Genomic DNA, 26,622 nt, shown 5'->3' with positions numbered 1-26,622 from the left:
AAATTTCACTTGATTCTGCACAAAAAAGAGCGGGTTGTCCGTGACGGTTTACCGCAATCGCAAACTCTTTTTGTGCGTTGCACAATCCAAATTTAGCCCGTTCTGGGCGTACCGCAAGCGCACTGTTGTTGCGATGCAACAGTTGTGCGCGTCCTTGCGCGCCCCGGGATGGGTTCGGCCCCGGGCCGCTGCGCCGATACAATGCGGGGTCGAAGAAGGAATCCCGATGTCCACGCTGCTCGCCAATCTCAACACCGAACAACTGCAGGCGGTCACGCTTCCGCCGCAGCACGCCTTGATCCTCGCCGGTGCCGGCTCGGGCAAGACGCGGGTGCTCACCACCCGCATCGCCTGGCTGATCCAGTCCGGCCAGGTCGATCCGGCTGGTCTCCTTGGCGTTACATTCACGAACAAAGCAGCCAAGGAAATGCTTGCCCGCCTGTCCACGATGCTGCCGGTGAGCACCCGCGGCATGTGGATCGGCACCTTCCATGGCCTCGCCAACCGCTTGCTGCGTGCGCACCACCGCGACGCCGGGCTGCCGCAACTGTTCCAGATTCTCGACTCGGGCGACCAGCTCGCCGCCATCAAGCGTCTGCTGAAGACGCTCAACGTCGATGACGAGAAGTTCCCGCCGCGCGAACTGCAGCACTTCATCAACGGCCAGAAGGAAGCCGGCAACCGGCCGCATGCGGTGGAGGCCTGGGACGACTACACCCGCCAGCGCGTACAACTGTTTCAGGAGTATGAAACACAGTGCCAGCGCGAGTCTGTTGTGGATTTTGCGGAGTTGCTGCTACGCAGCTACGAGCTGCTCGAGCGCAACGAACCGCTGCGCCGCCACTACCAGCGCCGCTTCCGCCACATCCTGGTCGATGAGTTCCAGGACACCAACCGCCTGCAATATCGTTGGCTGAAGCTCTTCGCCGATGAGGGGCGCGAGGGCGGCGCGGCGATGTTCTGCGTCGGCGACGACGACCAGAGCATTTACCGTTTCCGCGGCGCAGAGGTCGGCAACATGCGCGACTTCGAGCGTGAGTTCCGGGTGCAGAACGTGATCCGGCTGGAGCAGAACTACCGCTCGCACAGCAACATCCTGGACGCCGCCAACGCGATCATCCGCCACAACAGCAATCGCTTGGGCAAGAACCTGTGGACCGACCAGGGCGCGGGCGAGCCGATCCGTGTGTTCGAGGCCTACTCGGACGGAGACGAAGCGCGCTGGATCGTTGAGGAGATCCAGTCGCTGGTGCGCGACGGCGCGCTACGGAGCGAGATCGCGCTGCTCTATCGCTCGAACGCGCAGTCCCGAGTGCTCGAGCATCAGTTGTTCTCGGCCGGCATTCCCTACCGCGTATATGGCGGCCTGCGCTTCTTCGAGCGCCAGGAGATCAAGCACGCGCTCGCCTACCTGCGCCTGATTGCCAACCCGGACGACGACACCTCCTTCGCGCGTGTGGTGAATTTCCCCACACGCGGCATCGGTGCGCGCTCGCTCGAGGTGCTCACGGATGCGGCGCGTACCTGGAACACGAGCCTGTACGCCACAGTCCCGCACCTCAGCGGCAAGCCCGGCACCTCGCTGGCGCAGTTCGTGCGCCTGATCGAGGACCTGCGCCGCGACACGTCCGGCCTGCCGCTGCCCGAGCTGGTCGACCATGTGCTCGACCTCAGCGGCCTGCGTGCGCACTACAAGGCCGACAAGGAAGGCCGCGAGCGGCTGGAGAACCTGGATGAGCTGATCAACGCCGCGGCGAACTTCCTCGCCGAGTCGCAGGCCCAGGCAACGTCAGGTGGCGAGGCGCCCGCCCAGCCGCATGCGCTGCTGGCGGACTTTCTCGCCCATGCCTCGCTAGAAGCGGGCGACCACCAGGCCGACCAGGGCGCGGATGCGGTGCAGTTGATGACGGTGCACTCGGCCAAGGGCCTGGAGTTCAACGTGGTGTTCCTCTCCGGGCTGGAGGAGGGGCTGTTCCCGCACGAGAACAGCATTCTCGAAACCGACGGGCTGGAGGAGGAGCGCCGGCTGATGTACGTGGCCGTGACGCGGGCGCGTGAGCGGCTGTACCTCTCCTTCGCGCAGAGCCGCATGCTGCACGGCCAGACGCGCTACAACCTGCGCTCGCGCTTCCTGGAAGAGATTCCGGTGGCGTTGGTCAAGTGGCTGACGCCGCCGAACCCGCGTTCGGCCGCGGGCGGGGCGATGGGGGGCATGGGCGGAGGCTACTTCAAGCCTTCAGCGCCTGCACAGGTGCAGCGCGCGCCGCGGCCGAACTTCGCGACCCTGCCCAATGGCTTGCGCATCGGGCAGGCGGTCAGCCACGCGAAATTCGGCCAGGGGGTGATTGTCGCTGCCGAGGGCAGCGGCAGCGACGCCAAGGTGCAGATCAACTTCGGGCCGGCCGGGGTGAAGTGGTTGCTGCTGGGGGTGGCGAAGCTCGACCCGGTCTGAAGCCGGAGGCTGGGCCTTTTTTGGGGGCGTTCCGCCGCAGGGCCGCGCCTGCGTGCGGGGCGGGCCCGCGAGTGGGGCCCGCGAGTGGGGGCTGCGAGTGGGGCGGCGCGAGTTGCGTGGCTGTGAGTTGTCTCGTTGCGAGGGGCGCTCCGGATACGCCCCCCCGATACGGATCAGAACGGCAGTGTCAGCCCCGGCCAGGCCGCCTCGATCGCACGCCGGAATTCGGCCTGGATCTCCGCCAGTGCCGCGGCGTTGTCGGCTTCGAAGCGCAGCACCACCACCGGTGTGGTGTTGGATGCACGCGCCAGGCCGAACCCGTGCGCGAACTCCACCCGCACGCCGTCGAGGGTGATGACTTCATCTGCGGCGGCAAAGCACGAGGGTGCAGCCAGCGCGGCCTGCTGCAGGCGGCGGACGAGCTCGAAGGGCTCGCCTTCCTTCATCTTGAGGTTGAGTTCCGGCGTGCTCACCGCGTCGGGCAGTGCCTTCAGCGCGGCGTTGGCGTCCGGGCGGGCGGACAGGATCTCGAGCAGGCGCGCACCGGAGTAAAGGCCGTCGTCGAAGCCGAACCAGCGCTCCTTGAAGAACATGTGGCCGCTCATCTCGCCCGCGAGCGGCGCGCCGGTCTCCTTGAGCTTGGCCTTGACCAGCGCGTGCCCGGTGTTCCACATGGTTGGCTTGCCGCCGCGCGCGCGGATCCAGGGGCCGAGGTTGCGCGTGCATTTGACGTCGTAGATGATCTCGCCGCCGGGCACGCGGGAGAGCACGTCTTCGGCGAACAGCATGAGCTGGCGGTCGGGGAAGATGATCTCGCCGTCCTTGGTCACCACACCGAGGCGGTCGCCGTCGCCGTCGAAGGCCAGCCCCAGTTCGGCGTCCGTTTCGCGCAGGGCGCGGATCACGTCCTGCAGGTTCTCCGGCTTGGAGGGGTCGGGGTGGTGGTTGGGGAAGCTGCCGTCCACCTCGCAGAACAGCTCGATGACCTCGCACCCCAGGCGGCGGAAGAGCTCGGGCGCGATGCCGCCCGCGACCCCGTTACCGCAGTCGACGACGATCTTCATCGGCCGTGCGAGCTTCACGTCGCCGACGATGCGTTCCAGATAGGCCGCACGTACATCGGCCGTGTGCAGGGCACCCGCGCCGTGGGTCAGATCGTCCTCGGCGATGCGCCGGCGCAGGGACTGGATCAGCTCGCCGAACAGGGTCTGGCCGCCGAGCACCATCTTCAGCCCGTTGTAGTCGGGCGGGTTGTGGCTGCCGGTGACCGATACGCAGGAGTCGCAACCGAGTTGGTAGGCGGCGAAGTAGGTGAGCGGCGTGGGCACGCAGCCGATGTCGATGACGTCGATGCCCGCCGCGCGGATGCCCTCGCCGAGCGCGCCAGACAGTGCCGGACCGGAGAGCCGTCCGTCGCGGCCGACCGCGATCGCCTTCTGACCACGCGCGGCGGCCTCCGAGCCGAGGGCGTGCCCGATTGCGCGCACGGCGTCGGGGGTCAGGACGGTGTCGACGATGCCGCGGATGTCGTAGGCCTTGAAGATTTCGGGGGCGGGCAGGGCGTAGCGCATGATGGGACGGGGCGTAATGGGTGCTGTGGTTGGGGAGGTCGGGCGAGATTCGGGACTGGCGGCTCCGGCGGTCCTGTCCCTGCAGGAAGGGACTGGCGGACGCGGGGCGAATTCTATGCCGCATTGCGGCGGCGCGCATGCGCAGCGTCTACAATTGCGGTCCGGCTGTTCGCGCAGCGGCATACGCACTTCATTCTCTTGAAAGACCTCTTCCGATGACGACACGCAAGGGCATCATTCTCGCCGGGGGTTCCGGCACCCGGCTGCATCCGGCCACGCTGGCGGTTTCGAAGCAGTTGCTGCCGGTCTACGACAAACCAATGGTGTATTACCCGCTCGCCACGCTGATGCTGGCGGGGATCCGTGAAATCCTGCTGATCTCCACGCCGCAGGACACGCCGCGCTTCGAGCAGCTTTTGGGGGATGGCAGCCAATGGGGGCTGAAGCTGCAGTATGCGGTGCAGCCCAGCCCGGACGGACTTGCCCAGGCGCTGGTCATCGGCGAGCCCTTTCTGGACGGGTCGCCGTCAGCGCTGGTGCTGGGCGACAACCTCTTCTACGGCCACGACTTCGCTTCCGAACTGCGGGCGGCGTCCGTGCGTACCGAAGGGGCGACGGTATTCGCTTATCCGGTGCACGATCCCGAGCGCTATGGCGTGGTGGAGTTCTCCGCCGAAGGGCGCGCGATCAGCCTGGAGGAGAAGCCGGCCCGCCCCAAGAGCCGTTACGCCGTGACCGGACTCTATTTCTACGACGGGCAGGCGCCCGGGTTTGCGCGCAATCTGGCTCCGAGCACGCGCGGTGAATTGGAGATCACTGACCTCAACCGCATCTATCTGGAGCGCGGCGAGCTCGATGTGCAGGTGATGGGCCGTGGCCATGCCTGGCTGGATACCGGCACGCACGAGAGCCTGCTCGAGGCCGGAATGTTCATCCAGACCATCGAGAAACGGCAAGGGCTGAAGATTGCCTGCCCGGAAGAGATCGCCTGGCGGGCAGGGTGGATCGATGCGGTGCAGTTGGGCGCGCTCGCTCAGCCGCTGGCCAAGAGCGGCTACGGCCAGTATCTGCTGCGGCTGCTCGAAGATCGGGTGTTCTGATGAAGGCGACACCGACCGTGTTGCCCGAGGTGCTTCTGTTCGAGCCGAAGGTGTTCGGGGATGCGCGCGGCTTCTTCCTCGAAAGCTGGAACGCGCGCAGCTTCCGCGAGTTGACCGGGCTCGACCTTGATTTCGTGCAGGACAACCATTCGCGCTCGGCGCGCGGTGTGCTGCGCGGCCTGCATTACCAGTTGCAGCAGCCACAGGGCAAGCTGGTGCGCGTGGTGCGCGGCCGGGTGTTCGATGTGGCGGTCGACCTGCGCCGCAACTCGCCGCGCTTCGGGCGCTGGGCGGGGGTCGAGCTGAGCGAGGACGATCACCGCCAGCTGTGGATCCCGCCCGGCTTCGCGCACGGGTTCCTGGTGCTGAGCGAGTCGGCCGACTTCCTCTACAAGACGACCGACTACTACGCCCCCGAGCACGAGCGCTGCATCGCCTGGGACGACGTGCAGATCGGTATCGACTGGCCGCTGGAGGGGGCGCCGCTGTTGTCGGCGAAGGACCGGTTGGGCCAGAGCCTGGCTGCAGCTGAGGTGTATGAAGGCTGAGCGAGGGCTGGGAGACCGCTGAGCGAGGGCTGACTCCGCGATGGGCGCGCACTGAACGCCCGCTTCGAGCCGCGCTGGCCGTCGTCAGTGCACCACTCTGGGCGAAAGGTCGCCGAAGTCGGACTGTTCCTGCACCGGCGAGGCGTGGTGCAGCACCATGCGCCAGCCATGGGCGCCGCGCACGAAAACGTTCGTGGCCGCGAGTGAGGCGTTGCGGCTGCCCTGCCCCGGTACGGTCAGGCGCTCGATGACGCAATGCATGGCCATGGTCGCGCTCGCGCTGCCCACGGCATGGCTCACCTCGATCTCGATGCGCGTGCCGCCGGCAAGGATGCGCCGCCAGGTTTCGTGCACGGCGGCCAGGCCGACGATGCGCGGGCCACCGGGGTGGACGCAGACGACCTCTTCCTCTTCCGACCACACTGCCATCAGCGCGTCGAGGTTGCCTTCGGCCAGCGCGCGGTAGAACGCGGCCTCGGCTTCGAGTGGCGTGGTGAAGTGGGCTGTGCTCTCTGCAGGCATGGAGTTTTGTCGACGATGTTCTGGGGGCGATGAAAAGGCACGGGGGCCGAAGCCCCCGTGTGCAGGACAGACCGCGGCCGAGCCGCCGGGTTCAGTGGTGGCCCTTGGGGCGCTCGCCGTTGAAGACGTACTGGGCGCTGCAGTATGGGCAGACGACCTCACCGGTCTTCAGGACGTCCAGGAACACGCGCGGGTGGCGGGCCCACAGCGGCGCGCCCGGGGGCGGGCAGTGCAGCGGCAGGTCCTTGGCCGTGACCATGATGGCGTGGGGCTTGTTGGCGGTTTCAGCCATGTCGCAATCCTCGGTGCGTGGAGATCAGACGTGGGCGAGCCAGTGCGCGTACTCGGGCGCACGGCCATTGACGACGTCGAAGAAGCGCGACTGGATCTTCTCGGTGATCGGACCGCGCTTGCCTTCGCCGATCTTGCGGTCGTCGAGTTCGCGGATCGGCGTGACCTCGGCGGCGGTGCCGGTGAAGAAGGCTTCGTCGGCGAGGTAGATGTCGTCACGCGTGAGGCGCTTGGTGCCGACCTCATAGCCGAGTTCGCGTGCGATGGCATGGATCGAGTCGCGCGTGATGCCGGTCAGCGCCGAGGCGATCTCGGGCTCGTAGATGCGGCCGTCCTTGATGATGAAGAGGTTCTCGCCCGCGCCTTCGGCGACGAAGCCCTGGTTGTCGAGCAGCAGCGCCTCGTCGTAGCCCATGCGGGTGACTTCGAGGTTGGCGAGGATCGAGTTCGGATAGGTTGCAGCCAGCTTGGCGCGCGGCATCGTCGAATTGACGTGGTGCCGGGTGTAGGACGAGGTCTTTACGCGGATGCCCTTCTGCAGGCCTTCCTCGCCCAGGTAGGCGCCCCAGGGCCAGGCGGCGATCGCCACATGCACGGTGGCGCCGACGGTGGAGATGCCCATCTTTTCCGAGCCGTAGAAGGCGATCGGGCGCAGATAGCACGACTCGAGCTTGTTCGCGCGCACGACCTCCTTCTGTGCCTCCATGAGTTCATCCTTGGAGTAGGGGATGTCCATCATGTAGATCTTGCCGGAGTTGATCAGGCGCTGGGTGTGCTCGGCCAGGCGGAAGATCGCGGTGCCGCTGACGGTGTTGTAGGCCCGGACGCCCTCGAATACGGCGAGGCCGTAGTGCAGCGAGTGGGTGAGGACGTGCGTGGTCGCCTCGCGCCACGGGACGAGCTTGCCGTCCTGCCAGATGAAGCCGTCGCGGTCAGCCATGGACATGATGAAGATCTCCGCCTGAAATAGGTTCGCTGGATGGTGTCGGTCGCGCCGGAGGGTGAGGCCGTCGCAGAACCCGCAAATTCTAGCGTAAAGCGCCGCCTGCGACGCGTGCCGCGTGCGCCCGCTCGTTGCCTGGCGCGTTCTGCGGCGCCTGCTCGCGCATGCGTCGTGCGCGCCCCGCGGTAGAATGCGGCGCTTGTCGTGGCTGGAGCCGAACGTGAAGGAACGACCCTGGAAACCCAACGTCACCGTCGCGGCGGTGATCGAGCGTGATGGCCGTTTCCTGCTCGTCGAGGAGGAAACCCCAGAGGGCCTGCGCTTCAATCAGCCCGCCGGTCACCTCGAGGAGGGGGAGTCGCTGCTCGATGCTGCAGTACGCGAGGCGCTGGAGGAAACCGCGCACCGCTTCGTCCCGGAGTATCTGGTCGGGGTCTACCAGTGGACCCGGCCGCAGGGCGATATCACCTACCTGCGTTTCGCCTACGGTGGGCGGGTCGAAGGGGTGGAGGACGGCCGCGCGCTCGACGAGGGGATTGTGCGTGCAGTGTGGATGACGCTGGACGAGGTGCGCGCGACCGCGGACCGGCATCGCAGTCCGCTGATCCTGCAGTGCATCGAGGACTGGCGTGCCGGGCAGCGCTATCCGGTGTCACTGGTGCATCACTGCGCGTCGGCCTGATGCGCGTCGCGGCATTGCTGCTTGTCCTTGTGCCGGCATGCGCGGCCGCGGCCTGGCCGGAGGGGGCGGGAGCTATGGAAGAAGGGGTGGAAGGGGCAGTGAGCGTGCGGGCTGGGGAGCACGCTCAGGTGAGCATCTGCTACAACTACGGCTGCAGTCGCGAAGCTGAGGTGCGGTTTCACCGCGCCCGGCTGCTGCGCCTGGGTGCGCGGCTGGGACAGGCCGCGAACGCTGAGGAAGAGCGCGCCCGCCTCGCAGGGGAGATCGGCATGCTGTACCGGATCGCTGCGACGCAGAGCCCGGTCGCCGCGGACCGGGCGGGGAATTACCTGGATGGCGGTGTGGAGGGGCGCATGGACTGCATCGACCATGCGACCTCCACCACGCGCCTGCTGAAGCTGCTGGAGGCGAGAGGCTGGCTGCGCTTCCACCGCGTGGCGGAGCCGGCGCGGCGTACGCGCTTCATCTTCCAGCATTTCAGCGCAGTGATCGAGGAGCGGTCGGTGGAGAAAGCCGGCCCGAATCCGGGCGGTGCGGATGGCGTGCCGCCCGCCAACGCGTATGTCGTCGACAGCTGGTTCGGCGACAATGGCGAGCCGGCGGTGGTGCTGCCGCTCGCGGAATGGCTCAATGGAGGTGGACCGAATGTCCAGTAAGCAGGACGGAAATGGCATGAAGGTGGTCGTCGGCATGTCCGGCGGGGTCGATTCGTCGGTGACGGCACTGCTGCTCAAGCAGCAGGGCTACCAGGTGACGGGCCTGTTCATGAAGAACTGGGAGGATGACGACGATTCCGAGTACTGCTCGACGCGGCAGGACCTGGTCGATGTGGCTTCGGTGTGCGACGTCATCGGTATCGACCTCGAGGTGGTCAACTTCAGCGCCGAGTACAAGGACCGCGTGTTCGCCGACTTCCTGTGCGAATACGAGGCTGGCCGCACGCCCAATCCGGATGTGCTGTGCAATTCCGAGATCAAGTTCCGCTGCTTCCTCGATCACGCCATGAAGATGGGCGCCGAGCGCATCGCCACCGGGCACTACGCCCAGGTGCGCGAATGGACCAACGATGGCCGCACCGAATACCAACTGCTCAAGGCCGAGGACGGCACCAAGGACCAGAGCTATTTCCTCTACCGCCTGACCCAGGAGCAATTGGCGAAGACGATGTTTCCGCTTGGCACGCTGTACAAGCGCGAGGTGCGGCGGCGCGCCGAGCAGGCCGGGCTGCACGTCGCTGCCAAGAAGGACTCGACCGGCATTTGCTTCATCGGCGAGCGCCCATTCCGCGAGTTTCTGATGCGCTATCTGCCGGCGCAGCCGGGCGAGATCCGCGCACTCGACGACGGCCGCGTCCTGGGGGAGCACCAGGGCCTGATGTACCACACCATCGGCCAGCGCAAGGGGCTCATGATCGGCGGCCTCAAGGGCAACCAGGACGAGGCCGGCGAGCACGACGCCTGGTATGTCGCAGGCAAGGACGTGAAGGCCAACCTGCTCTACGTGGTGCAGGGCCACGACCACCCGGCGCTGCTCAAGGACCGCCTGGTGGCCACCGACCTGAACTGGATCGCTGGCCGCGACCCGCACACCAACTGGGTCTACACGGCCAAACCACGCTACCGCACACCGGACCAGGCGTGCGAGATCGACCGCATCGCCGAAGGGCGTGCCGAGATCGCATTCGCCCAGCCACAGTGGGCGGTGACGCCGGGTCAGAGCGTGGTGGTGTATGAGTCCAAGGTCTGCCTGGGCGGCGGCATCATCGTCTGAGGCGCGGGGCCAGGTCGTTCGAGCGACCGCGCTGGCCCCGGGCCAGCGCGGCATCCCCCGTGCGCATGTCGCAGGACGGGGTGAATCTCAGGCGGGCAGTGGCCCGCCGGCCACGGCCAGCGGCGGATGTGCCAGCGCCTGCAGGCGCGCGGCGTAGGTTTCGCAGCGTGCAATGTATTCGCGCGCACTCTTGGGCATGGTGACACGCGCCCGGGTGATGTCGGTCACCAGGTTGCGTCCGTGCAGGATCAGACGCAGGCCGTCCGCGGCAAGCTGACGTTCATGCTCGCTGGCTGCTGGCGACAGCATCGCAGAGACCGCGCCCAGATGTTCCGAGGCGACGACGAAGTCGGCCCACACGTCGAAGATGTCGGGGTCGGTGCGCAATGTCTCGCATTTGATCTTGGCGATGCGGGTGAATTCGTACACCAGCGGGGCGAGGTTGTCGAACAGCGGCGCCGCGGAAAATGTGGTCGCCATGATCGCGCCGATGCGGTCGATCTCGCGCAGCGCCTGGGCGATCTTGATGTAGCGGCTCTCGTAGAAGGCTTCGACCGGGATCGAGAAGGCGCGGAAGGGCTCGCCCCACAACTCGTCGATGCCTTCCTCGCCGCTGCGGTGCAGCACCAGGCGACCGAGGGTGAGGGCCTCCTGCAGGCAGCGCCCGCACTCGCGCATCAGCGGGTTGTCGGTGGCGATCTCGACGCCGAGTTCCTGCAGTTCGACCAGTTTGGTGAAGATGTCGGTGGCGCGGTTGAACAGCGCGCCGGCGTACATCGCGCCCTTGACGCGCTTGCGCTCGGGGTCCTGCTCCGACGCGTAGGACTGGCGCGCGTCGTCCAGGCGTCTGCCGGGAATGTTGATGCCGTGCTCGACGTGGTTGAACAGGCGGCGCGTCAGCGCCTGGATGAGCTTCTTCTTGGCGTCGAGGGAGTCCGCCGGCGGCTCGTAGACCTTGAGCCAGTAGCCGTCGTAATGAATGCGCCGAACACCGTCGATGATCTTGACGGTGCCGTCGGGGATGAGCTCTTCCATAGCGGTGCGATGCCTGAGCGTGTGGGAGAGGGCGAAGGATACGCCGCTGTTCAGGCGCCTCCAATAGCGCCCTGCCGGGCGGCGGCGCGGATCTGGCGTGCGCGCCGGTGCTTGCGCCACTTTGCGCTCACCCGGATGCGCCAGAAGAGTTGCGTGCCCCAGTAACTGAGAATGGCGCCCGTGGCCGCCATGATGACCATGCCCACGAGCAGTGGCTGGCCGATGCCGGTGACCCACGTCCACGCCTGGTTCAGCGAGTCGATCATGCGCAGGGGGCGTTCAACATCTTCCGGGGTAAGGTCGGGCGGGGTGCGCGTACCGATGATGCCCGCACCCAGTCGATAGGCGAAGTAGTAGATCGGGCCGTAGGTCAGCGGATTGCTGACCAGGGTCGATGCCGCAGCGATGAGCAGATTACCACGCAGCAACAACGAGGCGACCGCGGCGGCCGGGATCTGGGCGATCGGGATCATGAGCCCGAAGAACACCCCCATGGCCACCCCACGCGCGACCGAACGCCGATTCACATGCCACAGCAGCGGATCGTGAACGCGCGGCCCCAGCCAGCGAAGGAGCCGGCTTTGCGTGATCGTTTCACGAGTGGGCAGAAGGCGTTCGAGCATGTTCCGGTCCGGGCAGAAGTCGGCATCTTACGCATTGCGCCGCAAAGCACAAGCGTAGCGCCGCGTGGCCGCACGAAACGGTCGCAGGCGGCTGCAAGGTGCTGATTATCCGTCGATGTGACCGTTCCCGCCGTGAGAAATTCACACGCCTGCAGCGGGGTTTTCCCTGCCCCGCCGTGCCGAGGGCAAGCAGGCGGGTCAGGCGAGGTCGCTCGGGATCACTGCGCGCAGCACGGTCTGGGATTCGCCCTCGCGGACGCGGTTGGTGAACCACCACAGCGCGCCCTTCTTGATCGTCCAGTCCGCCTCGTGGCCGGAGAGCAGCAGGGCCGCCAGGCGGCCGAGCGCGGGCTGGTGGCCGACCACGAGCGCTGCGCTGCTGGCGTCTGGCCAGCCGGTGGCGGCGAGCAGGTCGGGCACGTTGCCATCCGGCCCGAGCGAGGCGACGATCTGGAAGCTGTCGGTGAATGCGGCGGCTGTCTGCCGGGTGCGCACCGTGGGGCTGGCGAGGACCTTGAGCTGCTTCGGGCGGTGCTCGTCCAGCCATTGGGCAATGCGCCGCGCCTGCTTGTGGCCGCGGGGCGTGAGCTCGCGCGTGTGATCGGGCGTACCGTCGAAGGCTTCGGCGTGGCGCCAGAGCAGGAGGTCCATGTCGTGCTTCCGGGTTGAAAAGGCCGACATCTTCGTCTGTGGCTGTTGCAGCTTGATGACGGGGAAGCCTACCAGGGTTTCCTGCCCGACAGCAGCGGTGTGCTCTCGCGCAGCGCACGCCGCCGCAGGCGTGCATACCGCGCGGCGTGCCAGCCCAGCACGAATGCGGCTGCCGGAGCGAGGCGCGCGTCTGCCGCCACCCAGGCGGCGAGCCGCTGCTGCGCAGCGTCGACGTCCTGCAGGAAGCCGAGTGTGTCCTGGACGACCACGACCGCTTCCAGATAGCGCCGCACCGCCCGTGCGGGGAACAGCGGGGCGAAGAACTCCACCGCGTAGCGCAGTTGCTTGAATCCGATGCGCAGCGCGTGGAGACGGGTCGGCTCGAGGGTCTCGGCCGCCGCTGCGAGCCGTCGCGTGCGCTTGCGCAGCCGGTCCAGGCGCAGACGCGCAAAGGTGCGCAGGTCGGCCGCCTGGATCAGGCTGTCGATGGTGAGGCGGTGGAGGTCGGCTGTGAGTCCGAGCAGCAGGCGGCCCTGGGTGGCCATATCGAGGTTGTGACAGGCGTGTGCGCGCGCTTCCTCACGGGCGCGGCGGACGGTGCTGGCCAGGGCCGAGAAGGAGGCCTCGTCGGCCAGGCCCTCGGGGGCGACCGGGGCGAACAGTTCGGCGTGGAACACATCGAGGTCGCGGGCGTCGCCGAAGCGGTTGGCGTTCTCGCGCAGGCGCACGCTCCAGTCTGCGACGAAGGTGGCCGGCAGCGCCGGCGCGAAGAGCTTGAGCAGGGCGCGCAGGCGGCGCTGCGATACGCGCAGCTGGTGGATGAAATCGGCTGCGATGCTGTCCGGGTCCGTGTGCTCGAGCGCACCGGCAGCGTTGGCCTGCCATTGACGGACGCAGGAGAAGGCGAGGGTGCGGAAGGCATCGACCGCGTTCTGCGTGGCGTCGATCGCGGACGGCTCGGCACGCACTGCAGTGGACGGCGTGCCGAGGAACAGCCGGTAGCCGCGCTCTGCCTTGGAGAGGTCCGCAGGCATCAGCGGCAGGTCGCTGGCGAGGGTTTCGGCGAGTTCGATCAGGTCCAGCGGCTGCCCGGCTTCGAGCTCGAGTTCGAGCTCGCAGATGGGGGCGCTGCGCTCGACGCCGTCGGGTGTGTGCAGGCTCACCTCGCCGGTGTCGATCATCATCAGGATGCGCAGGTCTTCGCGCGGGCTGTACACGCGCGTTTCACGCCGGAAACGCGTGGTGAACACGGGCACCAGCGCGTCGTGGTGGCGCGCGAGCAACTGTGCCGCTTCGGGCTGGTCGATCGCGCCGAAATCGAACGCGCCGGTGTAGTCCTGCTCCCACTCCGGGCGCTGGGACAGGCCGCCACTGGACACCGCGGCACACTTGACCGTCTGTAACTGGCGACGTCCCTGGCGGCGGATGCGCAGCGCCACCTTGCGTGCCTTGAGTTGCAGCGCGGGGGTGTCGAAATAGGTGTTGTCCAGCGTCACCGCGTTGCCAAGCTTCTGCGCGGCGCTCACCAGCGGATGGCGCCGGAGTGCGGGCAGTGCGCGGTGGGGCAGGGCAAGCTTGAGTTCGATCTCGTGGCTCATGGTGATCGCCCCGTGGGGGCGTCGGAAGAAAGGGCGCCTGAATTCTAGACGCCCCGTTGTGGTGCGTCATGCTCGGTTTCGTGACATACGCGTCCGCGTTCGGCATTCACTCGCCGAACACCTCCCGCCACAGGGCGATCACCGGGGCGCGTGCGTGCCCGGCTTCTTCGGGTACCACCCGCGACGGGCGGTCATTCAGGCGCTGGCGGTGCTGCAGGCGACGCAGTTCGCGATAGCTGTCGGCGCAGGCGGCGGCCAGTTCGCGGGGGATCAGGCCGAGCTCGCCGGCGATGCGCAGCAGTGCGATGTTGCCGAGGTTGCCGGTCAGTTGCGGGTGGTCGTGGCTGAAGCCCAGCACCAGATACTGGATCAGGAACTCGACGTCGATCAGGCCGCCCGGATCGTGCTTCAGTTCGAATGTGCCATCCCCCTTGCTGCCGTGCGCATCGCGCATCTTGTTGCGCATCGCCAGCACCTCGGCGCGCAGCGCATTGCGGTCGCGCTGCATGCGCAGCACCTCGCAGCGGATGCGCTCGAAGGCCTCGCCGATGGCGCGGTCGCCCGCGGAAAAGCGGGCCCGGGTCAGCGCCTGGTGCTCCCACACCCAGGCCGATTCGCGTTGGTACTTGCGGAAGGCGTCCAGGGAGGTGACGATCAGGCCGGACTCGCCGTTCGGACGCAGGCGCAGGTCGGTATCGAAGAGCTGGCCGGCGGCGGTCTGGCTGGAGAGCCAGGTGTTGGTGCGCTGCGCGAGCCGCGTGTAGACCTCGGGGGCTTCGGGCGCGTCGTCGTCGAAGAGGAAAACGATGTCCAGGTCGGAGGCGTAGCCGAGCTCCTTGCCACCGAGCTTGCCGTAGCTGACGACGGCGAAACGCGGCGCCTCGCGGTGGCGGATCTTGATCCGACGCCAGCACAGCGGCAGCGTGAGATCGAGCATGATGTCGGCGAGCTCGGAGAGGTGATCGGCGAGCTTTTCCACCGTGAGCAGGCCAGCGATGTCCTGCGTGAGCAGGCGGAACACCTGGGCGTGGTGCTGCTCGCGCATCACGTCCATCTGGCGCTCCATGTCGGGTTCGAGCGTCTCCAGCTCGGCGGCCAGGCTGGTGCGGAAGGCGGCCCAGTCCGGGGGCGTGTCGAGATTGCGCGAATCGAGCATCTCGTCGAGCAGGATGGGATGCCGGGTGAGGAACTGTGCCGCCCAGCGCGATGCGCTCATCAGGTCGGCGACGCGCTGCAGCGCCTGCGGATATTGCTGCAGCAGCGCGAGGTAGGCGCCGCGGCGGCCGATCGCCTCGATGAGGTCGAGCATCCGCGCCAGGGTGTCGTCCGCTCCGGGCTTGGTGGCTGCGGCCTCGACCATGCGCGGCACCAGCGCGTCGAAGCGGCTCTTGATGTTGTTGGGCAGCTGGCGGTAGCGCGGGCTGGCGTGGATTGCGGCGAGACGCTCGGCGCCGGCGCCGGGATGCAGGTAGCCCAGCCCCGCAAGCGCATCGGTTGCGGCGTCGCGGTCCTCCGCGTTGGACCATACGGCGTCCAGGCTGTGATCCTCTTCCGACGGGTCGCCGAACACATGGTCGAAGTGGCGGCTCACGACCGTGCGATGTGCCGCAAGCACCCTCTGCAGGGCAGGGTAGTCGGCGAAACCCATGGCCTCCGCGATCCGCGCCTGGTCTTCCGTGTTTGCGGGCAGATCGTGCGTCTGTGCGTCGTCGAGGTACTGCAACCGATGCTCGAGTCGGCGCAGGAAGACGTAGGCCGAGGACAGCTCGGCCACCGCCTCGGGGGAGAGAATGCCGCGTTCGGGGAGCATTTCGAGCACCTTGAGCGTTGGGCGCACCTGGAGCGCGATGTCGCGGCCGCCCCGGATGAGCTGGAACACCTGGGCGATGAACTCGATCTCGCGGATACCGCCCGGGCCGAGCTTGACGTTGTTCACCCGGTCGCGGCGAGCCACCTCGCGGCGGATCTGCGCATGCAGGTCGCGCATCGCGTTGATCGCGCCGAAATCGAGATACTTGCGGAATACGAATGGACGGGCGATGTCGCGCAGCTCGGGCCAGCGCTGGCCGAGCAGCACGCGCCCCTTGATCCAGGCGTAACGTTCCCACTCGCGGCCCTGGGTGAAGAAGTAGTTCTCCAGCATGTCGAAGCAGCACACCAGCGGGCCGGAGTCGCCGTTCGGGCGCAGACGCATGTCGACCCGGAACACCTGGCCGTGCTCGGTGATCTCGGCCAGGGCCTGGATGAGCTGCTTGCCGAGGCGCTCGAAAAACTCGAAATTGCTGATGACCTTCTTGCCGCCGGTATCGCCGTCTTCCGGGTAGACGAAGATCAGGTCGATGTCCGAGGACACGTTGAGCTCTCGCCCGCCGAGCTTGCCCATGCCGATCACCAGCAGCTCCTGCTCCCAGCCGGTGGGTGAGAGCGGCTGGCCGTAGCGCTCGACGAGTCCAGCGTGCAGCACGTCGTGTGCGTGCCGGATCGCGGTTTCGGCGAGCAGCGTCATGGTCTGGATGACCTCGGCCAGCGGGGCGGCGAGCGCCAGATCGCGCACGATGAGGTGGCACAGCACCCAGGTCCGCAACTGGCGCAGGGCGGGGCGCAACGCGGCGTCCCCACCGCCGTGCACCTGCTCGCGTTCGGCAATGAAGCGCTGCATCTGGGCTTCGCCGATCGGTGCCGACATGCTCGCGACCAGCGCGGGTCCGAGCCAGGGCTGGCTGTCGAGCATGCGCGACAGATAGCGCGACATGCGCCGGGCCTGCTGCACTTCCGGGGGCAGGCCTGGCGCGCTGGCGCTGGGGAGGGTGGACATGGCGTGGCTCCAGTGCGGACGCGGATCGTTGGTAGAATGCGGCCGTTCCGGCGCAATGCCCGCCGGTACCGCAGAGACGTCCATTTTATCCGCCCGCGCAGCCGGCCGGCATGACGATCGTGGCGATGTGCCACACAGCTATCGAGCATTTCCCTGAACACGCAAGATTCTGGCTCGGCCGCAGCTCCTCCGCCCCCCGTGGCGGTTTCGGTGTCGCCTCCGCGCACGGCGGAGCGGCTGCGCCGTGCGTTCGCGCGCGCTGCGTTCGCACTCGTGCTGCTGTGGTGTGCCGGGGCTTCGCTGATGCTCGTGGCGCGCCATGTCCTGCTGCCCGCGGTGGGCGAGTTTCGCGGGCCGATCGAGCGTGCGCTGGCGGCGCAGATCGGCCTGCCGGTCTCCATCGGCCAGCTTGAGGGCGGCTGGGCGGGGTGGCGTCCGCGCCTGCGCATGGCCGACATCGGCATCGCCGACGTCGACGGCCGGCCCGCGCTCACCCTGCGGGCGGTCGATGCCACGCTGGCGTGGAGCTCGCTGCTTCGCCTGCGGCCCTATTTCCACCGCCTGGAAATCGTCGCCCCCGAGCTTGCGCTGCGCCGTGATGCAGAAGGCATGCTGCATGTCGCCGGCGTGCCTGTTCGTGGAGGCGGGCCGGATGGCGCGGGGCTGCAATGGCTGTTCGCACAGCGCCAGATCTTCATCCATGGCGCGCGGCTGAGCTGGGAGGACGAGACCCGGGCCGCGCCGCTGCTCGTGCTCGACAAGGTGTCGTTTCGTCTTGACCGGCGCGGCTTCGCCACGCGCATGGCGTTCGAGGCCGAACCTCCCCCCGCGATCGCAGCGCGCCTGAGCGTACGTGCCGAGGTGCGCGAACTGGATCTGACTGGCGGCGCGCGCGCGCCGCTCGCGCACGTTCGCGGCAGTTTTCATGTGGCGCTGGACGAGGCCGAGCTCGGTGCATGGCGGCCATGGCTCGACTATCCCCTGCCGCTCGACGGCCGCGGCGCGGCGCGGGCCTGGATCGATGCGGACGGAAGGGGAGGTTTTGCGCTTACTGCGGATCTCGCGCTCTACGGCGTGCGCACCCGGCTCGCCGAAGGGCTGTCTGAACTGGCGCTGAAGCGGCTGGAAGGCAGGCTGGGCCTTGCGCGTGATGCGAAGCATTGGCGGGTGAGCACACATGCGCTGGCGCTGGAGCAGGACGCGGGCTTGCGCCTGGCCCCCGCCGACCTGATGTTCGAGCTCGCGCACGGCGAGGAGGATGGCGCTGCGGCGGCGGGCGGGCAGTTGCGCGCAAACCGGCTCGATTTCGCCGCGCTGGCGGCGCTTGCCGCACACCTGCCGCTCGACGAGGGGGTGCGCGCACGCCTGGCGGGCTTCGAGCCTCGCGGACGGGTGAACGACCTGCGTCTGTCGTGGCAGGGCCCCGCCGCGGCGCCCGCGCACTGGGCGCTGGCGGCACGGTTCGAGGGGCTGGGGGTGCGGGCGCAGGCGAATCTTCCTGGCATGGGCGGTCTGTCGGGAAGTGTCGAGGGGGATGGCGAACGTGGCCGCTTCCGTCTCGACGGCGAGGACATGCACATCGATCTACCGGCCGTGTTCGAACAGGGGCGGCTCGATTTCGCGCGTTTCCGTGCCGATGGTGGCTGGTCGCAGCGTGAAGGCAGGCTGGAGGTGGTGCTGGACGGAGCCGAGTTCGAGAACGCTGACGCGGCGGGCAGCGCATCGGGTCGTTACTGGCCCGATGGCGGGGCGGGCGAGATCGACCTGCAGGCCAGACTGCACCGGGCCGAGGGCACCTCGGTTTGGCGCTATCTGCCCAGCGTGGTCAATGCGCACACACGGGCATGGGTGCAGCATGCGATCCGTCAGGCGACGGTGCCCGAGGCGCGCCTGCGGCTGAAGGGCGCCCTGTCGGATTTTCCTTTCCGCGATGGCAGTGGACAGTTCCTGGTCACGGTGCGGATTACCGATGCCGTGCTTGACTACGCGCCGGGCTGGCCCGGTATCGAGGGTATCGCCGGCGAGCTTCGCTTCGAGGCAGCGGGCATGCGCATGGCGGCAAGCCAGGGCAGGATCCTCGGGGTCGCGCTGCGCGATGTGGTGGCCGAGATCCCTGACCTGGATGCGCGGCCGACGCCCGTCATGCAGATCCGGGGGCAAGCAGCCGGCGCGACTGCAGATTTTCTGCGCTTCGTGGCCGAGAGCCCGGTCGCCCGGCGCGTGGGCCGGTTTACTGCAGGTATCGCCGCCCAGGGCGAGGGGGTGCTCGCGCTCGAACTGGACATGCCGTTGCACGCGGTTGCCGAGACCCGTGTGGGTGGAGATTTCCGCTTTGCCGGCAACCGCATCCGCCTGCTGGAGGCGTTGCCTGCACTTGAGGGTGCGGCGGGGCAGATCCGGTTTACTGGGGATTCGCTCTCCATCCCCGAGGCGCGTGCCCGCTTGTTCGGACACCCGCTGCGGTTGGTCGCGAAAACGCTGAAGGACGGCGGCGTCCGCTTCGAAGCCAGCGGCAGGGCAGGCGCCGATGCGGTACGCGCGGCCTACGACCTGCACCTGCTCAACGCAATCTCGGGGGATGTGGGCTGGAAGGCCGCGGTTTCGGTGCAGGGGCAGGGTACGCAGGTCGAAGTGAGCTCTGATCTCGTCGGTCTGTCCTCCAGCCTGCCTGCGCCGCTGAACAAATCGGCCGGTGAGGCATGGGCGACGGAGTTCCGCTTCGAGCATTCCGGGCCTGATGCGGCTGAAACCTACGCCTTGCGCGCAGGCGCGCTGCTGCGCGCGGCCCTCAGCCGGCAGGAGGGTGCGCACCCCGCGCTGCGTGGCGGTGTAGCGCTGGGGCGGGCGACGGTCGATGCACCACCGGCTTCGGCCGACGGGGTGCGCATTGCGGCCGTGCTCGACCGGCTCGACCTCGATGCCTGGCAGCGGGCGCTTGAATCGGGGGGCGGCGAGATGCCTGCGATCGGCGAGGTGCCTGCGTGGTCGGAAGTTGCGCTGGCGGCGGATGAGCTGAGCGTTCTCGGGCAGACCCTCAAGGCGGTCGATCTGCGCGCCACGGCGGACGCCGGGGGGTGGAAGGCGCGCCTTGAGAGCGATGTCGCCGATGGCGAGTTCGACTGGCGCCATGCGGGCAGCGGCGCGCTGTTGGCGCGCTTCCGCCACCTGAGCCTGGTGCGCGGTGCGGATGCGCGCAAGGGCACGGAGGACGCAGCCGTGGCGGATGGCGAGCCAGAGCCTGCTGGGGACGAGGTGGCGGCAGAAGGGCGCGACCCGGGCAGTCTGCCTGCGCTTGACATCGTCGCCGAGCGTTTCGTGCTCGACGGACTGGAACTCGGCCGGCTGGAACTCCTTGCCCGCAACCGCGGCAGGTTGTGGCAGCTCGAGCGCCTTGCGCTCCACAACGAGGACGGCCGGGTGGTCGGCCACGGTGAATGGCGGTCATCGGGCCTGCAACGTACGCAGCTCGAATTCACCCTCTCGACTTCCAGCATGGGGCAGCTGGTGCGCCGCTTGGGCTACGCAGACGTTGTGCGCGGGGGCGCCGCCGATCTGTCCGGCCGCCTTGCCTGGCGGGGGGCGCCTACGCGCATCGACCATCCGACGCTTTCGGGTGCGCTCCAGTTCGAGACGGGTGCCGGGCAGTTCAACAAGCTCGAGCCCGGCGTCGGGCGTCTGCTCGGCATCCTAAGCCTGCAGTCCCTGCCGCGCCGGATCACGCTCGATTTCCGTGACGTGTTCTCGGAGGGATTCGCCTTCGACCGCATTTCCGGTAGCATCGAACTCGCTTCCGGTGTCCTGCGTACCGACGACCTCGACATCCGCGGGCCCGCGGCGCGGGTGCGCATGAGCGGCACGGCGGACGTGGTCGCCGAAACCCAGGATCTGCAGGTGTTCGTCCAGCCGACCCTGTCCGAATCGGTGGCGATTGGTGCAGCGGCGGGGCTGCTGAACCCGGCCGTGGGGGTCGTGACCTATCTCGCGCAGAAGGTGCTGAGCGATCCGATCGAGAAGCTCTTCACCTTCGAGTATTCGATCACCGGCAGCTGGAGTGATCCGCTGGTGGCGCGACGGACCGGTGCCGAGGCGCGGCCGGCGCAGTAGGCATCGTGTGCAGACCTTGCCGATCCCGTTTCCCGGGCCGTTCCGGCCCATCCTCTTCTCGCGAACTTCGCCAGGCCAACCGTTTGCAATTGAGCACCGAAATGACGCAGCAGACTCCCGCTTCGACCGTGCACATCGCAGCCATCCAGACCGTATCCGGCCCCGATGTACAGGCCAACCTGGAACAGATCGCCGGCCTGGTGGCCGAGGCCGCCGCGGCGGGCGCGCGGCTGGTCGCGCTGCCGGAGTACTTCCCGCTCATTAGCGCCGATGAGGGCGCCAAGGTGCGCATCCGTGAGCGCGCGGATGGCGGGCCGCTGCAGGACTTCCTCGCCGATATGGCGCGGCGCCATGGTGTGTGGCTGGTGGGCGGCACCATCCCGCTCGAGTCCGGCGCGCCGGAAAAGGTGCGCAACACCACCCTCGTGTTCGATGACTGCGGCCGGCAGGTCGCGCGCTACGACAAGATTCACCTGTTCGGCTTCCAGCGCGGCGAAGAGCGTTATGACGAGTCCGCCACGATCGAGGCGGGCGATGCGGTGCGTTGCTTCGACACGCCCTTCGGTCGGGTCGGACTCTCCGTCTGCTACGACCTGCGCTTTCCCGAACTCTTCCGTGCCATGGGACCGGTCGATCTGATCGTGCTGCCCGCGGCCTTCACCCACACCACCGGCCGCGCACATTGGGAGGTGCTGTTGCGCGCGCGCGCGATCGAGAATCAGTGCTACGTGATGGCGCCTGCGCAGGGTGGCAGGCACCCGAGCGGACGCGTGACCTGGGGGCACACCATGATCATCGACCCCTGGGGCGAGGTGCTCGCCTGCCGCGAGGAAGGCCCGGGGGTGGTGCTCGCCGCGCTGGATCCGGCCAGAATCGCCGCAGTCCGTGAGAGTCTCCCGGCGCTGGCGCATCGGCGATTGGGCTGAGCAGCGCGGTGACGGCGCGTGCGCCCGGCCAGTACCTATGCGTTGACGGCCGCTCGCGTGAGCGGTGGGTAGCGCTGGATGATCGTTTTCGTCGTGTGCCGGTCGAAGCCGGCATGAACAACAAGGAATTCCGATGAGCAAGAGCCAGAACCCCCTCAAGGTCGCCGACCGTTACCTGCTGTCGCCTTACGGCCTGGGCGGGGCAGAACTCGAGAAGACCTTCCGCAAGCTGATGCGGCACGACATCGATTTTGCCGACCTGTACTTCCAGTACCAGCGCTCCGAGGCCTGGAGTCTGGAAGAGGGCATCGTCAAGTCGGGCAGTTTCGATATCGAGCAGGGTGTGGGTGTGCGTGCGATCAGCGGCGAGAAGACCGCCTTCGCCTACTCCGACGACATTTCGGTCGACGCCCTCATCGACGCGGCCACCGCCACGCGCGCGATCGCCGCGGCGGGGGAGCGGCGTGAGGTCGGCATCCGGCCGCACAAGCTGCGCACCCGCCTGTACCGCGCCGATGATCCGCTCGACTCGCTGGACGATACCGCCAAGGTCCGGCTGCTTGAGCGCCTGGAGGGGTTCGCCCGTGATGCGGATGCGCGTGTGTCCCAGGTCATGGCGCACATCGCCGGCTCCTGGGAGGTGGTGATGGTGGTGCGCAGCGATGGCCACCAGGCCGCCGACGTGCGCCCGCTGGTGCGTGTGTCGATCACCGTGATCATGGAGGACAACGGTCGCCGCGAGCAGGGCAGCGCCGGCGGCGGCGGGCGCTACGACTACGGCTTTTTCACCGACGAGCGCCTGCAGGAGTATGCGCAGGCCGCGGTGCACCAGGCGCGCGTGAACCTGGGCGCCGATCCCGCACCGGCCGGCACCATGCCGGTGGTGCTCGGGCCGGGCTGGCCGGGCATCCTGCTGCACGAGGCGATCGGTCATGGCCTGGAGGGTGATTTCAACCGCAAGGGCAGCTCGGCGTTTTCGGGGCGGATCGGCCAGCAGGTGGCTGCAAAGGGCGTCACCGTGGTCGATGACGGTACGCTGCCCGACCGTCGCGGTTCGCTCTCGATCGACGACGAGGGCAACCCTACCGCGCGTACCGTGTTGATCGAGGACGGCGTCCTCACCGGCTACATGCAGGACATGATGAACGCGCGTCTGATGGGGATGGGCCTCACCGGCAACGGCCGACGCGAGTCCTTTGCCCACCTGCCGCTGCCGCGCATGACCAACACCTACATGCTCAACGGCGACCGGGACCCGCAGGAGATCATCAAGTCCGTGAAGAAGGGGCTGTATGCGGCCAATTTCGGCGGCGGTCAGGTGGACATCACCTCGGGCAAGTTCGTGTTTTCGACCTCCGAGGCGTACCTGATCGAGAACGGCAAGGTCACGCGCCCGGTCAAGGGTGCGACGCTGATCGGTAATGGGCCGGATGCGCTGACCAAGGTGAAGATGGTCGGCAACGACATGGCGCTCGACCCGGGCGTGGGCACCTGCGGCAAGGACGGCCAGAGCGTGCCGGTGGGCGTCGGCCAGCCGACCCTTCGCATCGACGGCCTGACCGTGGGTGGGACGGCCTGAGGTTCAGGGAGCCGGCGGCCCCTCGCGGAAGAGGCCGGGCGTGAGCCCGTGGCGCTGCAGCAGGCGGTAGAACTCGGTGCGGTTGCGCTCCGCCAGGCGCGCTGCGTCGGAGACGTTGCCCGCGGTGAGCTTGAGCAACTGGATCAGGTAGTTGTGTTCGAAGCGACGCTTGGCCTCGGTGTAGCCGAGTGCCTCGATCGGTTGCACCCGCAGCGCGCGCTCAACCAGGGCGCGCGGGATCACGGGCGTGGTTGCAAGCGCGCACACCTGCTCGACGACGTTGTGCAGCTGGCGCACGTTGCCCGGCCAGGGGGCGGTGCTCAGCGCCTCCAGCGCCTCCGGCGCGAAGCCGCCCAAGCGCTTGCCGTATTTCTGCGCCAGGCCGCGCAGGAAGTGCGCGGCGAGCAGCGGGATGTCCTCGCGGCGCTCGGCCAGCGTGGGCAACTCCAGGCTCACCACGTTGATGCGGTAGTACAGATCCTCACGGAACTGCCCCTCGCTCAGCGCGGTATCGAGATCGCGATGGGTTGCGGACAGGATGCGCAGGTCCACCGGCTGGGCGTGTGTGGCGCCGACCGGTCGTACCGCGCGCTCCTGCAGTACCCGCAGCAGCTTGACCTGCAGCGCGGGCGGCATGTCGCCGATCTCGTCGAGGAACAGCGTGCCCCCATGCGCGGCCTGGACCAGGCCCGTGTGCGCAGTGCTCGCCCCGGTGAAGGCGCCGCGTACGTGGCCGAAGAGCTCGGACTCGAGCAGGGGCTCGGGGATCGCGCCGCAGTTGATCGCGATGAAGGGCGCGGTGGCGCGCGGGCTGGCAAGGTGGATGGCGCGGGCGAGCACTTCCTTGCCGGTGCCGCTGGCGCCGCGGATCAGCACGCTGGCGTCGGAGGCAGCGACCAGCCGGGCCTCGTCGAGCAGGGCGTGCATGCGGGTGCTGCGGCTGATGATGTCCGCACGCCAGCCGGCATCGACCTGGGGCGGGCTCTGGTCGGCCGGGGTGCCGTGCGACAGGGCCTGCGCGATGCGCTGCAGCAGGTCGCGGCTGTCGAAAGGCTTGGTCAGGTAGCCGGCCACGCCGTGTGACGTCGCCTCGACGGCGTCCGGGATGCTGCCGTGCGCGGTGAGCAGAATCACGGGCAGTGCAGGGTGCTGGGCGCGGATGTCCCGGAACAGCGCCAGTCCGTCCCCATCCGGCAGCCGGACATCGCTGAGCACGAGGTCGAAGTGGTCGATGCTCAGGTGCGCGCGTGCCTGTGCCGCATTCTCGGCGCCGACCACCTGATAGCCGCTGGCGCGCAGCCGCATGCCGAGCAGCCGCAGCAGATCGGGGTCGTCGTCGACCACCAGCAGGCGCGCGCGCGTCTGCGCTGTACCCCGTCGGCCTGCGAGTCCGACGCTCATCGTTCGAGTCCGGGTGTGGCCGGGGCCGGAAGACGGCGTTCGATCTCGCCGAGTGCGTCGAGCTTGTGCTGGAGCGCGTCCCGCGCGAGCAGGGCTTCTGCCAGCGCCGCCTCCAGCGCCTGGGCCCTTGCGTCCCGGTCGGCGATGGCCGCGTCGCGCTCGCGCACGAGCTGCTCGTTGTGTGCGATCAGGCGTTGCCGCTCGCGGATCTGCTCGAGCAGCGCGCGCGCGTAGGGGTGGTGCGCGCGGGCTTCGGTGCTGCCATCGGCGAGCAGGCCTTCGAGCGCACGGCGGGCCTGCTGCAGCCGCGCCTGTCCGGGCTGCAGAGCCTGCACTGCGGTATGCAGACGCTCCTGGGCGGCTTCATGTGCGCTGGTGTCGGCGGGCGCGGTGACGATTGCCCCGGGGGATGTCGTGCGATCGTGGAGGCCGGTGCAGCCGGCCAGGGAGATGCAGGCTATCGCCGTGGCCCGGAGCAGGAGCGTGGCGGGGCGGCGGTGGCCGGTGAGGTGGTGGCCGGTGAGGCGGGCACGGTGCTGTTCAGGCATATGGCAGTTCGATTCGGAAATGCGCCCCGCAGGCGCTCGGGAGAGCACGTACCCTGCCCTGGTGGGCCGTGACGAATTCACGCACGATGGCCAGGCCGATCCCGTTGCCCTGGACCGGGGCGGGCGGATTGTGGCGTCCCTGATAGAAGGGTTCGAATACGCGTTCGAGTTCGTCGGGGTCGATCCCCGGGCCTTCGTCCAGACAGTCAACGATGACCCGCTCGCCGTCGCTGCCGGCGAGCAGTTCGATGCGCCCGCCCATTGGGCTGAAGGCGATGGCGTTGGCCAGCAGGTTGGCGAAGGCGATGCGCAGCTTGCCGGCATCGGCGCGCACGGCCGGGGCGTCGCCACGGACATGGATGCTGACCTCCCGGCTCTCGGCAAGCAGGCGCTGTTCGGCGCCGACCTCACGCAGCAGCGGCAGCAGGACGGTGTCACGCAGATCCAGCCTGCGCGCATCGAACTGGCTCGCGTTGTATTGCAGGAGCTGCTCGATACGTGACTGCAGCGCCTGCGTACTGTGTTCCAGAATGCTCGCGACCTCGCGCTGGCGCGCGTCGAGCTCGCCGAGCACGCCGTCGGAGAGCAAGGCGATGCCTTCGCGTAGCGAGGCCAGCGGGGTTTTAAGCTCGTGCGAGACGTGGCGCAGCACCCGGTTGCGGTTCGCTTCCAGTTCGGCGAGGCGCAGGCGCAGCCAGTCGAGGCGTTCGCCGAGCTGGCGCAGGTCGGCCGGGCCGGCGATGCGGATCGGCTCACTGAGCCGGTTCTCGCCGATCGCGCCGATCGCGTGCTCGATACGCACGAGGGGGCGCAGCAACCACCAGGCGCTCGCCGCGGCGAGCAGGGCGGAGACGGTGAGCGCGATGGCAATCTGGAGGATCACGCTGTCGCGGGCCGCGTCCAGGGACTGCAACAGCGCCTGGTTGCGCTGCGCGAGATGTGCGCGCAGCTGCCGGTCCAGTGCTGCGGCCTGTACGGACAGGGCGGTGAAGTCCTCGTCGAGGAGTGGCATGGGGGCGCCGCCCTGTCCGGCGAGGATGGCGCGGTGGATGCGCATCGCGGCCTCACGCCAGGCAGCGAGGGGCCCGGAAGGGCTTCCCGCGCTGGATTCGAGGGTGGCGATCGTGATCTGGGCGTCGTCGAGCGCTACCTGGAAGCGCTCGACGAGCGCGTGGTCACCGAGCACGATGAACTGGCGCGCCGCACGCTCGAGATCGACGCTGCGCTCGGACAGTCTTGCGGTAGCGGCGCTCAGCGTCAGTGCGGTGTGGTTTTCATCATGGATCCGGTGGGCCAGGGCTTCGATGCTCAGCCACCCACTCACCGTGATGGTGCTCAGGATGCCGGCCACCAGCAGGAAGCCAAGCAACAGGATGGCGCGGAAGGACAGGCGTGGCATGGAAGCTGCTCTGCGGAAAACGGTGGGGTTTGCTTGAACGCGCGCCCACTCCACGCTTCGTTCG

21 protein-coding genes are annotated in these 26,622 nt (G+C 68.2%); 9 read left to right on the top strand and 12 right to left on the bottom strand.

Going from position 1 to position 26,622, the window contains the following annotated elements:
• Nucleotides 1-226: 226 nt before the first annotated feature.
• On the top strand, nucleotides 227-2,452 hold the full coding sequence (locus tag ACPT9U_RS00795; RefSeq protein ID WP_435749564.1) for a 3'-5' exonuclease: 2,226 nt from the start codon (nucleotides 227-229) through the stop codon (nucleotides 2,450-2,452).
• Nucleotides 2,453-2,625: 173 nt separating this feature from the next.
• On the opposite strand, the gene ACPT9U_RS00790 is transcribed toward ACPT9U_RS00795, so the two are convergent.
• Nucleotides 2,626-4,023, bottom strand: coding sequence for a phosphomannomutase/phosphoglucomutase (locus ACPT9U_RS00790; protein WP_435749563.1), 1,398 nt, complete (start codon nucleotides 4,021-4,023; stop codon nucleotides 2,626-2,628).
• Nucleotides 4,024-4,238: 215 nt separating this feature from the next.
• On the opposite strand from ACPT9U_RS00790, the gene rfbA reads away from it, so the two are divergent.
• Both rfbA and rfbC read left to right on the top strand, forming a co-directional pair.
• Complete coding sequence (rfbA, locus tag ACPT9U_RS00785) at nucleotides 4,239-5,123, top strand: glucose-1-phosphate thymidylyltransferase RfbA (protein ID WP_435749562.1); 885 nt, start codon at nucleotides 4,239-4,241, stop codon at nucleotides 5,121-5,123.
• A complete protein-coding gene (gene rfbC / locus ACPT9U_RS00780) occupies nucleotides 5,123-5,671 on the top strand; it encodes a dTDP-4-dehydrorhamnose 3,5-epimerase (protein ID WP_435749561.1) in 549 nt (182 codons plus the stop codon). Before rfbA ends, rfbC begins: the two co-directional genes overlap by 1 nt.
• A gap of 84 nt (nucleotides 5,672-5,755) precedes the next feature.
• Here rfbC and ACPT9U_RS00775 read toward each other — a convergent pair whose 3' ends face one another.
• From ACPT9U_RS00775 to ACPT9U_RS00765, 3 genes are all read right to left on the bottom strand, one after another.
• Nucleotides 5,756-6,193, bottom strand: a complete 438-nt coding sequence (locus tag ACPT9U_RS00775) for a YybH family protein (protein WP_418363548.1) — start codon at nucleotides 6,191-6,193, stop codon at nucleotides 5,756-5,758.
• A gap of 91 nt (nucleotides 6,194-6,284) precedes the next feature.
• Nucleotides 6,285-6,485, bottom strand: a complete 201-nt coding sequence (locus ACPT9U_RS00770) for a zinc-finger domain-containing protein (RefSeq protein WP_418363547.1) — start codon at nucleotides 6,483-6,485, stop codon at nucleotides 6,285-6,287.
• Between the two features lie 24 nt (nucleotides 6,486-6,509).
• Complete coding sequence (locus ACPT9U_RS00765) at nucleotides 6,510-7,430, bottom strand: branched-chain amino acid transaminase (protein WP_418363546.1); 921 nt, start codon at nucleotides 7,428-7,430, stop codon at nucleotides 6,510-6,512.
• A gap of 217 nt (nucleotides 7,431-7,647) precedes the next feature.
• Here ACPT9U_RS00765 and ACPT9U_RS00760 point away from each other — a divergent pair, with 217 nt between their 5' ends.
• The 3 genes from ACPT9U_RS00760 to mnmA all read left to right on the top strand — a co-directional run bounded on the left by ACPT9U_RS00760 (nucleotide 7,648) and on the right by mnmA (nucleotide 9,879).
• A complete protein-coding gene (locus ACPT9U_RS00760; protein WP_435749560.1) occupies nucleotides 7,648-8,109 on the top strand; it encodes an NUDIX hydrolase in 462 nt (153 codons plus the stop codon).
• A 74-nt stretch (nucleotides 8,110-8,183) separates the two neighbouring features.
• Entirely contained in the window at nucleotides 8,184-8,765 is a 582-nt protein-coding gene (locus tag ACPT9U_RS00755; RefSeq protein ID WP_435749559.1) for a hypothetical protein, read from the top strand.
• Nucleotides 8,766-8,781: 16 nt separating this feature from the next.
• Complete coding sequence (gene mnmA, locus ACPT9U_RS00750; protein WP_418363777.1) at nucleotides 8,782-9,879, top strand: tRNA 2-thiouridine(34) synthase MnmA; 1,098 nt, start codon at nucleotides 8,782-8,784, stop codon at nucleotides 9,877-9,879.
• 87 nt (nucleotides 9,880-9,966) lie between these two features.
• Here mnmA and ACPT9U_RS00745 read toward each other — a convergent pair whose 3' ends face one another.
• From ACPT9U_RS00745 to glnE, 5 genes are all read right to left on the bottom strand, one after another.
• Entirely contained in the window at nucleotides 9,967-10,914 is a 948-nt protein-coding gene (locus ACPT9U_RS00745) for a hypothetical protein (RefSeq protein WP_418363543.1), read from the bottom strand.
• Between the two features lie 50 nt (nucleotides 10,915-10,964).
• Nucleotides 10,965-11,537, bottom strand: a complete 573-nt coding sequence (locus ACPT9U_RS00740) for a DUF2062 domain-containing protein (RefSeq protein WP_435749558.1) — start codon at nucleotides 11,535-11,537, stop codon at nucleotides 10,965-10,967.
• Between the two features lie 198 nt (nucleotides 11,538-11,735).
• A complete protein-coding gene (locus ACPT9U_RS00735) occupies nucleotides 11,736-12,188 on the bottom strand; it encodes a SixA phosphatase family protein (protein ID WP_435749557.1) in 453 nt (150 codons plus the stop codon).
• A 68-nt stretch (nucleotides 12,189-12,256) separates the two neighbouring features.
• Nucleotides 12,257-13,786 (bottom strand): CHAD domain-containing protein, encoded by a 1,530-nt coding sequence (locus tag ACPT9U_RS00730; RefSeq protein WP_435749556.1) that lies wholly within the window; start codon nucleotides 13,784-13,786, stop codon nucleotides 12,257-12,259.
• Between the two features lie 106 nt (nucleotides 13,787-13,892).
• Nucleotides 13,893-16,601 (bottom strand): bifunctional [glutamate--ammonia ligase]-adenylyl-L-tyrosine phosphorylase/[glutamate--ammonia-ligase] adenylyltransferase, encoded by a 2,709-nt coding sequence (gene glnE, locus ACPT9U_RS00725; protein WP_435749555.1) that lies wholly within the window; start codon nucleotides 16,599-16,601, stop codon nucleotides 13,893-13,895.
• Between the two features lie 210 nt (nucleotides 16,602-16,811).
• Between glnE and ACPT9U_RS00720 the strand changes: the two genes are divergently transcribed.
• From ACPT9U_RS00720 to tldD, 3 genes are all read left to right on the top strand, one after another.
• Nucleotides 16,812-20,705 (top strand): YhdP family protein, encoded by a 3,894-nt coding sequence (locus ACPT9U_RS00720; protein WP_435749554.1) that lies wholly within the window; start codon nucleotides 16,812-16,814, stop codon nucleotides 20,703-20,705.
• A 101-nt stretch (nucleotides 20,706-20,806) separates the two neighbouring features.
• Nucleotides 20,807-21,631: a carbon-nitrogen hydrolase family protein gene (locus ACPT9U_RS00715; protein ID WP_418363537.1), complete on the top strand. Its 825-nt coding sequence runs from the start codon at nucleotides 20,807-20,809 to the stop codon at nucleotides 21,629-21,631.
• Nucleotides 21,632-21,764: 133 nt separating this feature from the next.
• The gene (tldD, locus tag ACPT9U_RS00710) at nucleotides 21,765-23,210 is read left to right on the top strand and encodes a metalloprotease TldD (protein WP_435749553.1); all 1,446 of its coding nucleotides are present in this window, start codon (nucleotides 21,765-21,767) and stop codon (nucleotides 23,208-23,210) included.
• Nucleotides 23,211-23,213: 3 nt separating this feature from the next.
• On the opposite strand, the gene ACPT9U_RS00705 is transcribed toward tldD, so the two are convergent.
• From ACPT9U_RS00705 to ACPT9U_RS00695, 3 genes are read right to left on the bottom strand one after another with little or no spacing between them, the layout of a single operon-like run.
• Nucleotides 23,214-24,611: a sigma 54-interacting transcriptional regulator gene (locus ACPT9U_RS00705; protein WP_435749552.1), complete on the bottom strand. Its 1,398-nt coding sequence runs from the start codon at nucleotides 24,609-24,611 to the stop codon at nucleotides 23,214-23,216.
• Nucleotides 24,608-25,159 carry a hypothetical protein gene (locus ACPT9U_RS00700; protein WP_435749551.1) on the bottom strand — a complete coding sequence of 184 codons (552 nt, stop codon included), beginning with the start codon at nucleotides 25,157-25,159 and terminating at the stop codon, nucleotides 24,608-24,610. Before ACPT9U_RS00700 ends, ACPT9U_RS00705 begins: the two co-directional genes overlap by 4 nt.
• On the bottom strand, nucleotides 25,152-26,558 hold the full coding sequence (locus ACPT9U_RS00695; protein ID WP_435749550.1) for an ATP-binding protein: 1,407 nt from the start codon (nucleotides 26,556-26,558) through the stop codon (nucleotides 25,152-25,154). Before ACPT9U_RS00695 ends, ACPT9U_RS00700 begins: the two co-directional genes overlap by 8 nt.
• Nucleotides 26,559-26,622: the final 64 nt, after the last annotated feature.

Origin of the sequence: Thauera sp. AutoDN2, assembly GCF_051280715.1 — a bacterium.
GTDB lineage: Bacteria > Pseudomonadota > Gammaproteobacteria > Burkholderiales > Rhodocyclaceae > Thauera.
The sequence above is the reverse complement of the archived record's forward strand: the minus strand, read 5'-3'. Positions and strand labels throughout refer to the sequence as shown.

Excerpts from the sequence above, each read along its gene's own strand:
- ACPT9U_RS00740 (WP_435749558.1), bottom strand. The coding sequence starts at position 11,537 with ATGCTCGAACGCCTTCTGCCCACTCGTGAAACGATCACGCAAAGCCGG.
- ACPT9U_RS00765 (WP_418363546.1), bottom strand. The coding sequence starts at position 7,430 with ATGTCCATGGCTGACCGCGACGGCTTCATCTGGCAGGACGGCAAGCTC.
- ACPT9U_RS00770 (WP_418363547.1), bottom strand. The coding sequence starts at position 6,485 with ATGGCTGAAACCGCCAACAAGCCCCACGCCATCATGGTCACGGCCAAG.
- ACPT9U_RS00735 (WP_435749557.1), bottom strand. The coding sequence starts at position 12,188 with ATGGACCTCCTGCTCTGGCGCCACGCCGAAGCCTTCGACGGTACGCCC.
- ACPT9U_RS00755 (WP_435749559.1), top strand. The coding sequence starts at position 8,184 with ATGGAAGAAGGGGTGGAAGGGGCAGTGAGCGTGCGGGCTGGGGAGCAC.
- mnmA (WP_418363777.1), top strand. The coding sequence starts at position 8,782 with ATGAAGGTGGTCGTCGGCATGTCCGGCGGGGTCGATTCGTCGGTGACG.
- tldD (WP_435749553.1), top strand. The coding sequence starts at position 21,765 with ATGAGCAAGAGCCAGAACCCCCTCAAGGTCGCCGACCGTTACCTGCTG.
- ACPT9U_RS00790 (WP_435749563.1), bottom strand. The coding sequence starts at position 4,023 with ATGCGCTACGCCCTGCCCGCCCCCGAAATCTTCAAGGCCTACGACATC.
- rfbC (WP_435749561.1), top strand. The coding sequence starts at position 5,123 with ATGAAGGCGACACCGACCGTGTTGCCCGAGGTGCTTCTGTTCGAGCCG.
- ACPT9U_RS00700 (WP_435749551.1), bottom strand. The coding sequence starts at position 25,159 with ATGCCTGAACAGCACCGTGCCCGCCTCACCGGCCACCACCTCACCGGC.
- ACPT9U_RS00730 (WP_435749556.1), bottom strand. The coding sequence starts at position 13,786 with ATGAGCCACGAGATCGAACTCAAGCTTGCCCTGCCCCACCGCGCACTG.
- ACPT9U_RS00795 (WP_435749564.1), top strand. The coding sequence starts at position 227 with ATGTCCACGCTGCTCGCCAATCTCAACACCGAACAACTGCAGGCGGTC.
- ACPT9U_RS00775 (WP_418363548.1), bottom strand. The coding sequence starts at position 6,193 with ATGCCTGCAGAGAGCACAGCCCACTTCACCACGCCACTCGAAGCCGAG.
- ACPT9U_RS00695 (WP_435749550.1), bottom strand. The coding sequence starts at position 26,558 with ATGCCACGCCTGTCCTTCCGCGCCATCCTGTTGCTTGGCTTCCTGCTG.
- rfbA (WP_435749562.1), top strand. The coding sequence starts at position 4,239 with ATGACGACACGCAAGGGCATCATTCTCGCCGGGGGTTCCGGCACCCGG.
- ACPT9U_RS00745 (WP_418363543.1), bottom strand. The coding sequence starts at position 10,914 with ATGGAAGAGCTCATCCCCGACGGCACCGTCAAGATCATCGACGGTGTT.
- ACPT9U_RS00705 (WP_435749552.1), bottom strand. The coding sequence starts at position 24,611 with ATGAGCGTCGGACTCGCAGGCCGACGGGGTACAGCGCAGACGCGCGCG.
- glnE (WP_435749555.1), bottom strand. The coding sequence starts at position 16,601 with ATGTCCACCCTCCCCAGCGCCAGCGCGCCAGGCCTGCCCCCGGAAGTG.
- ACPT9U_RS00715 (WP_418363537.1), top strand. The coding sequence starts at position 20,807 with ATGACGCAGCAGACTCCCGCTTCGACCGTGCACATCGCAGCCATCCAG.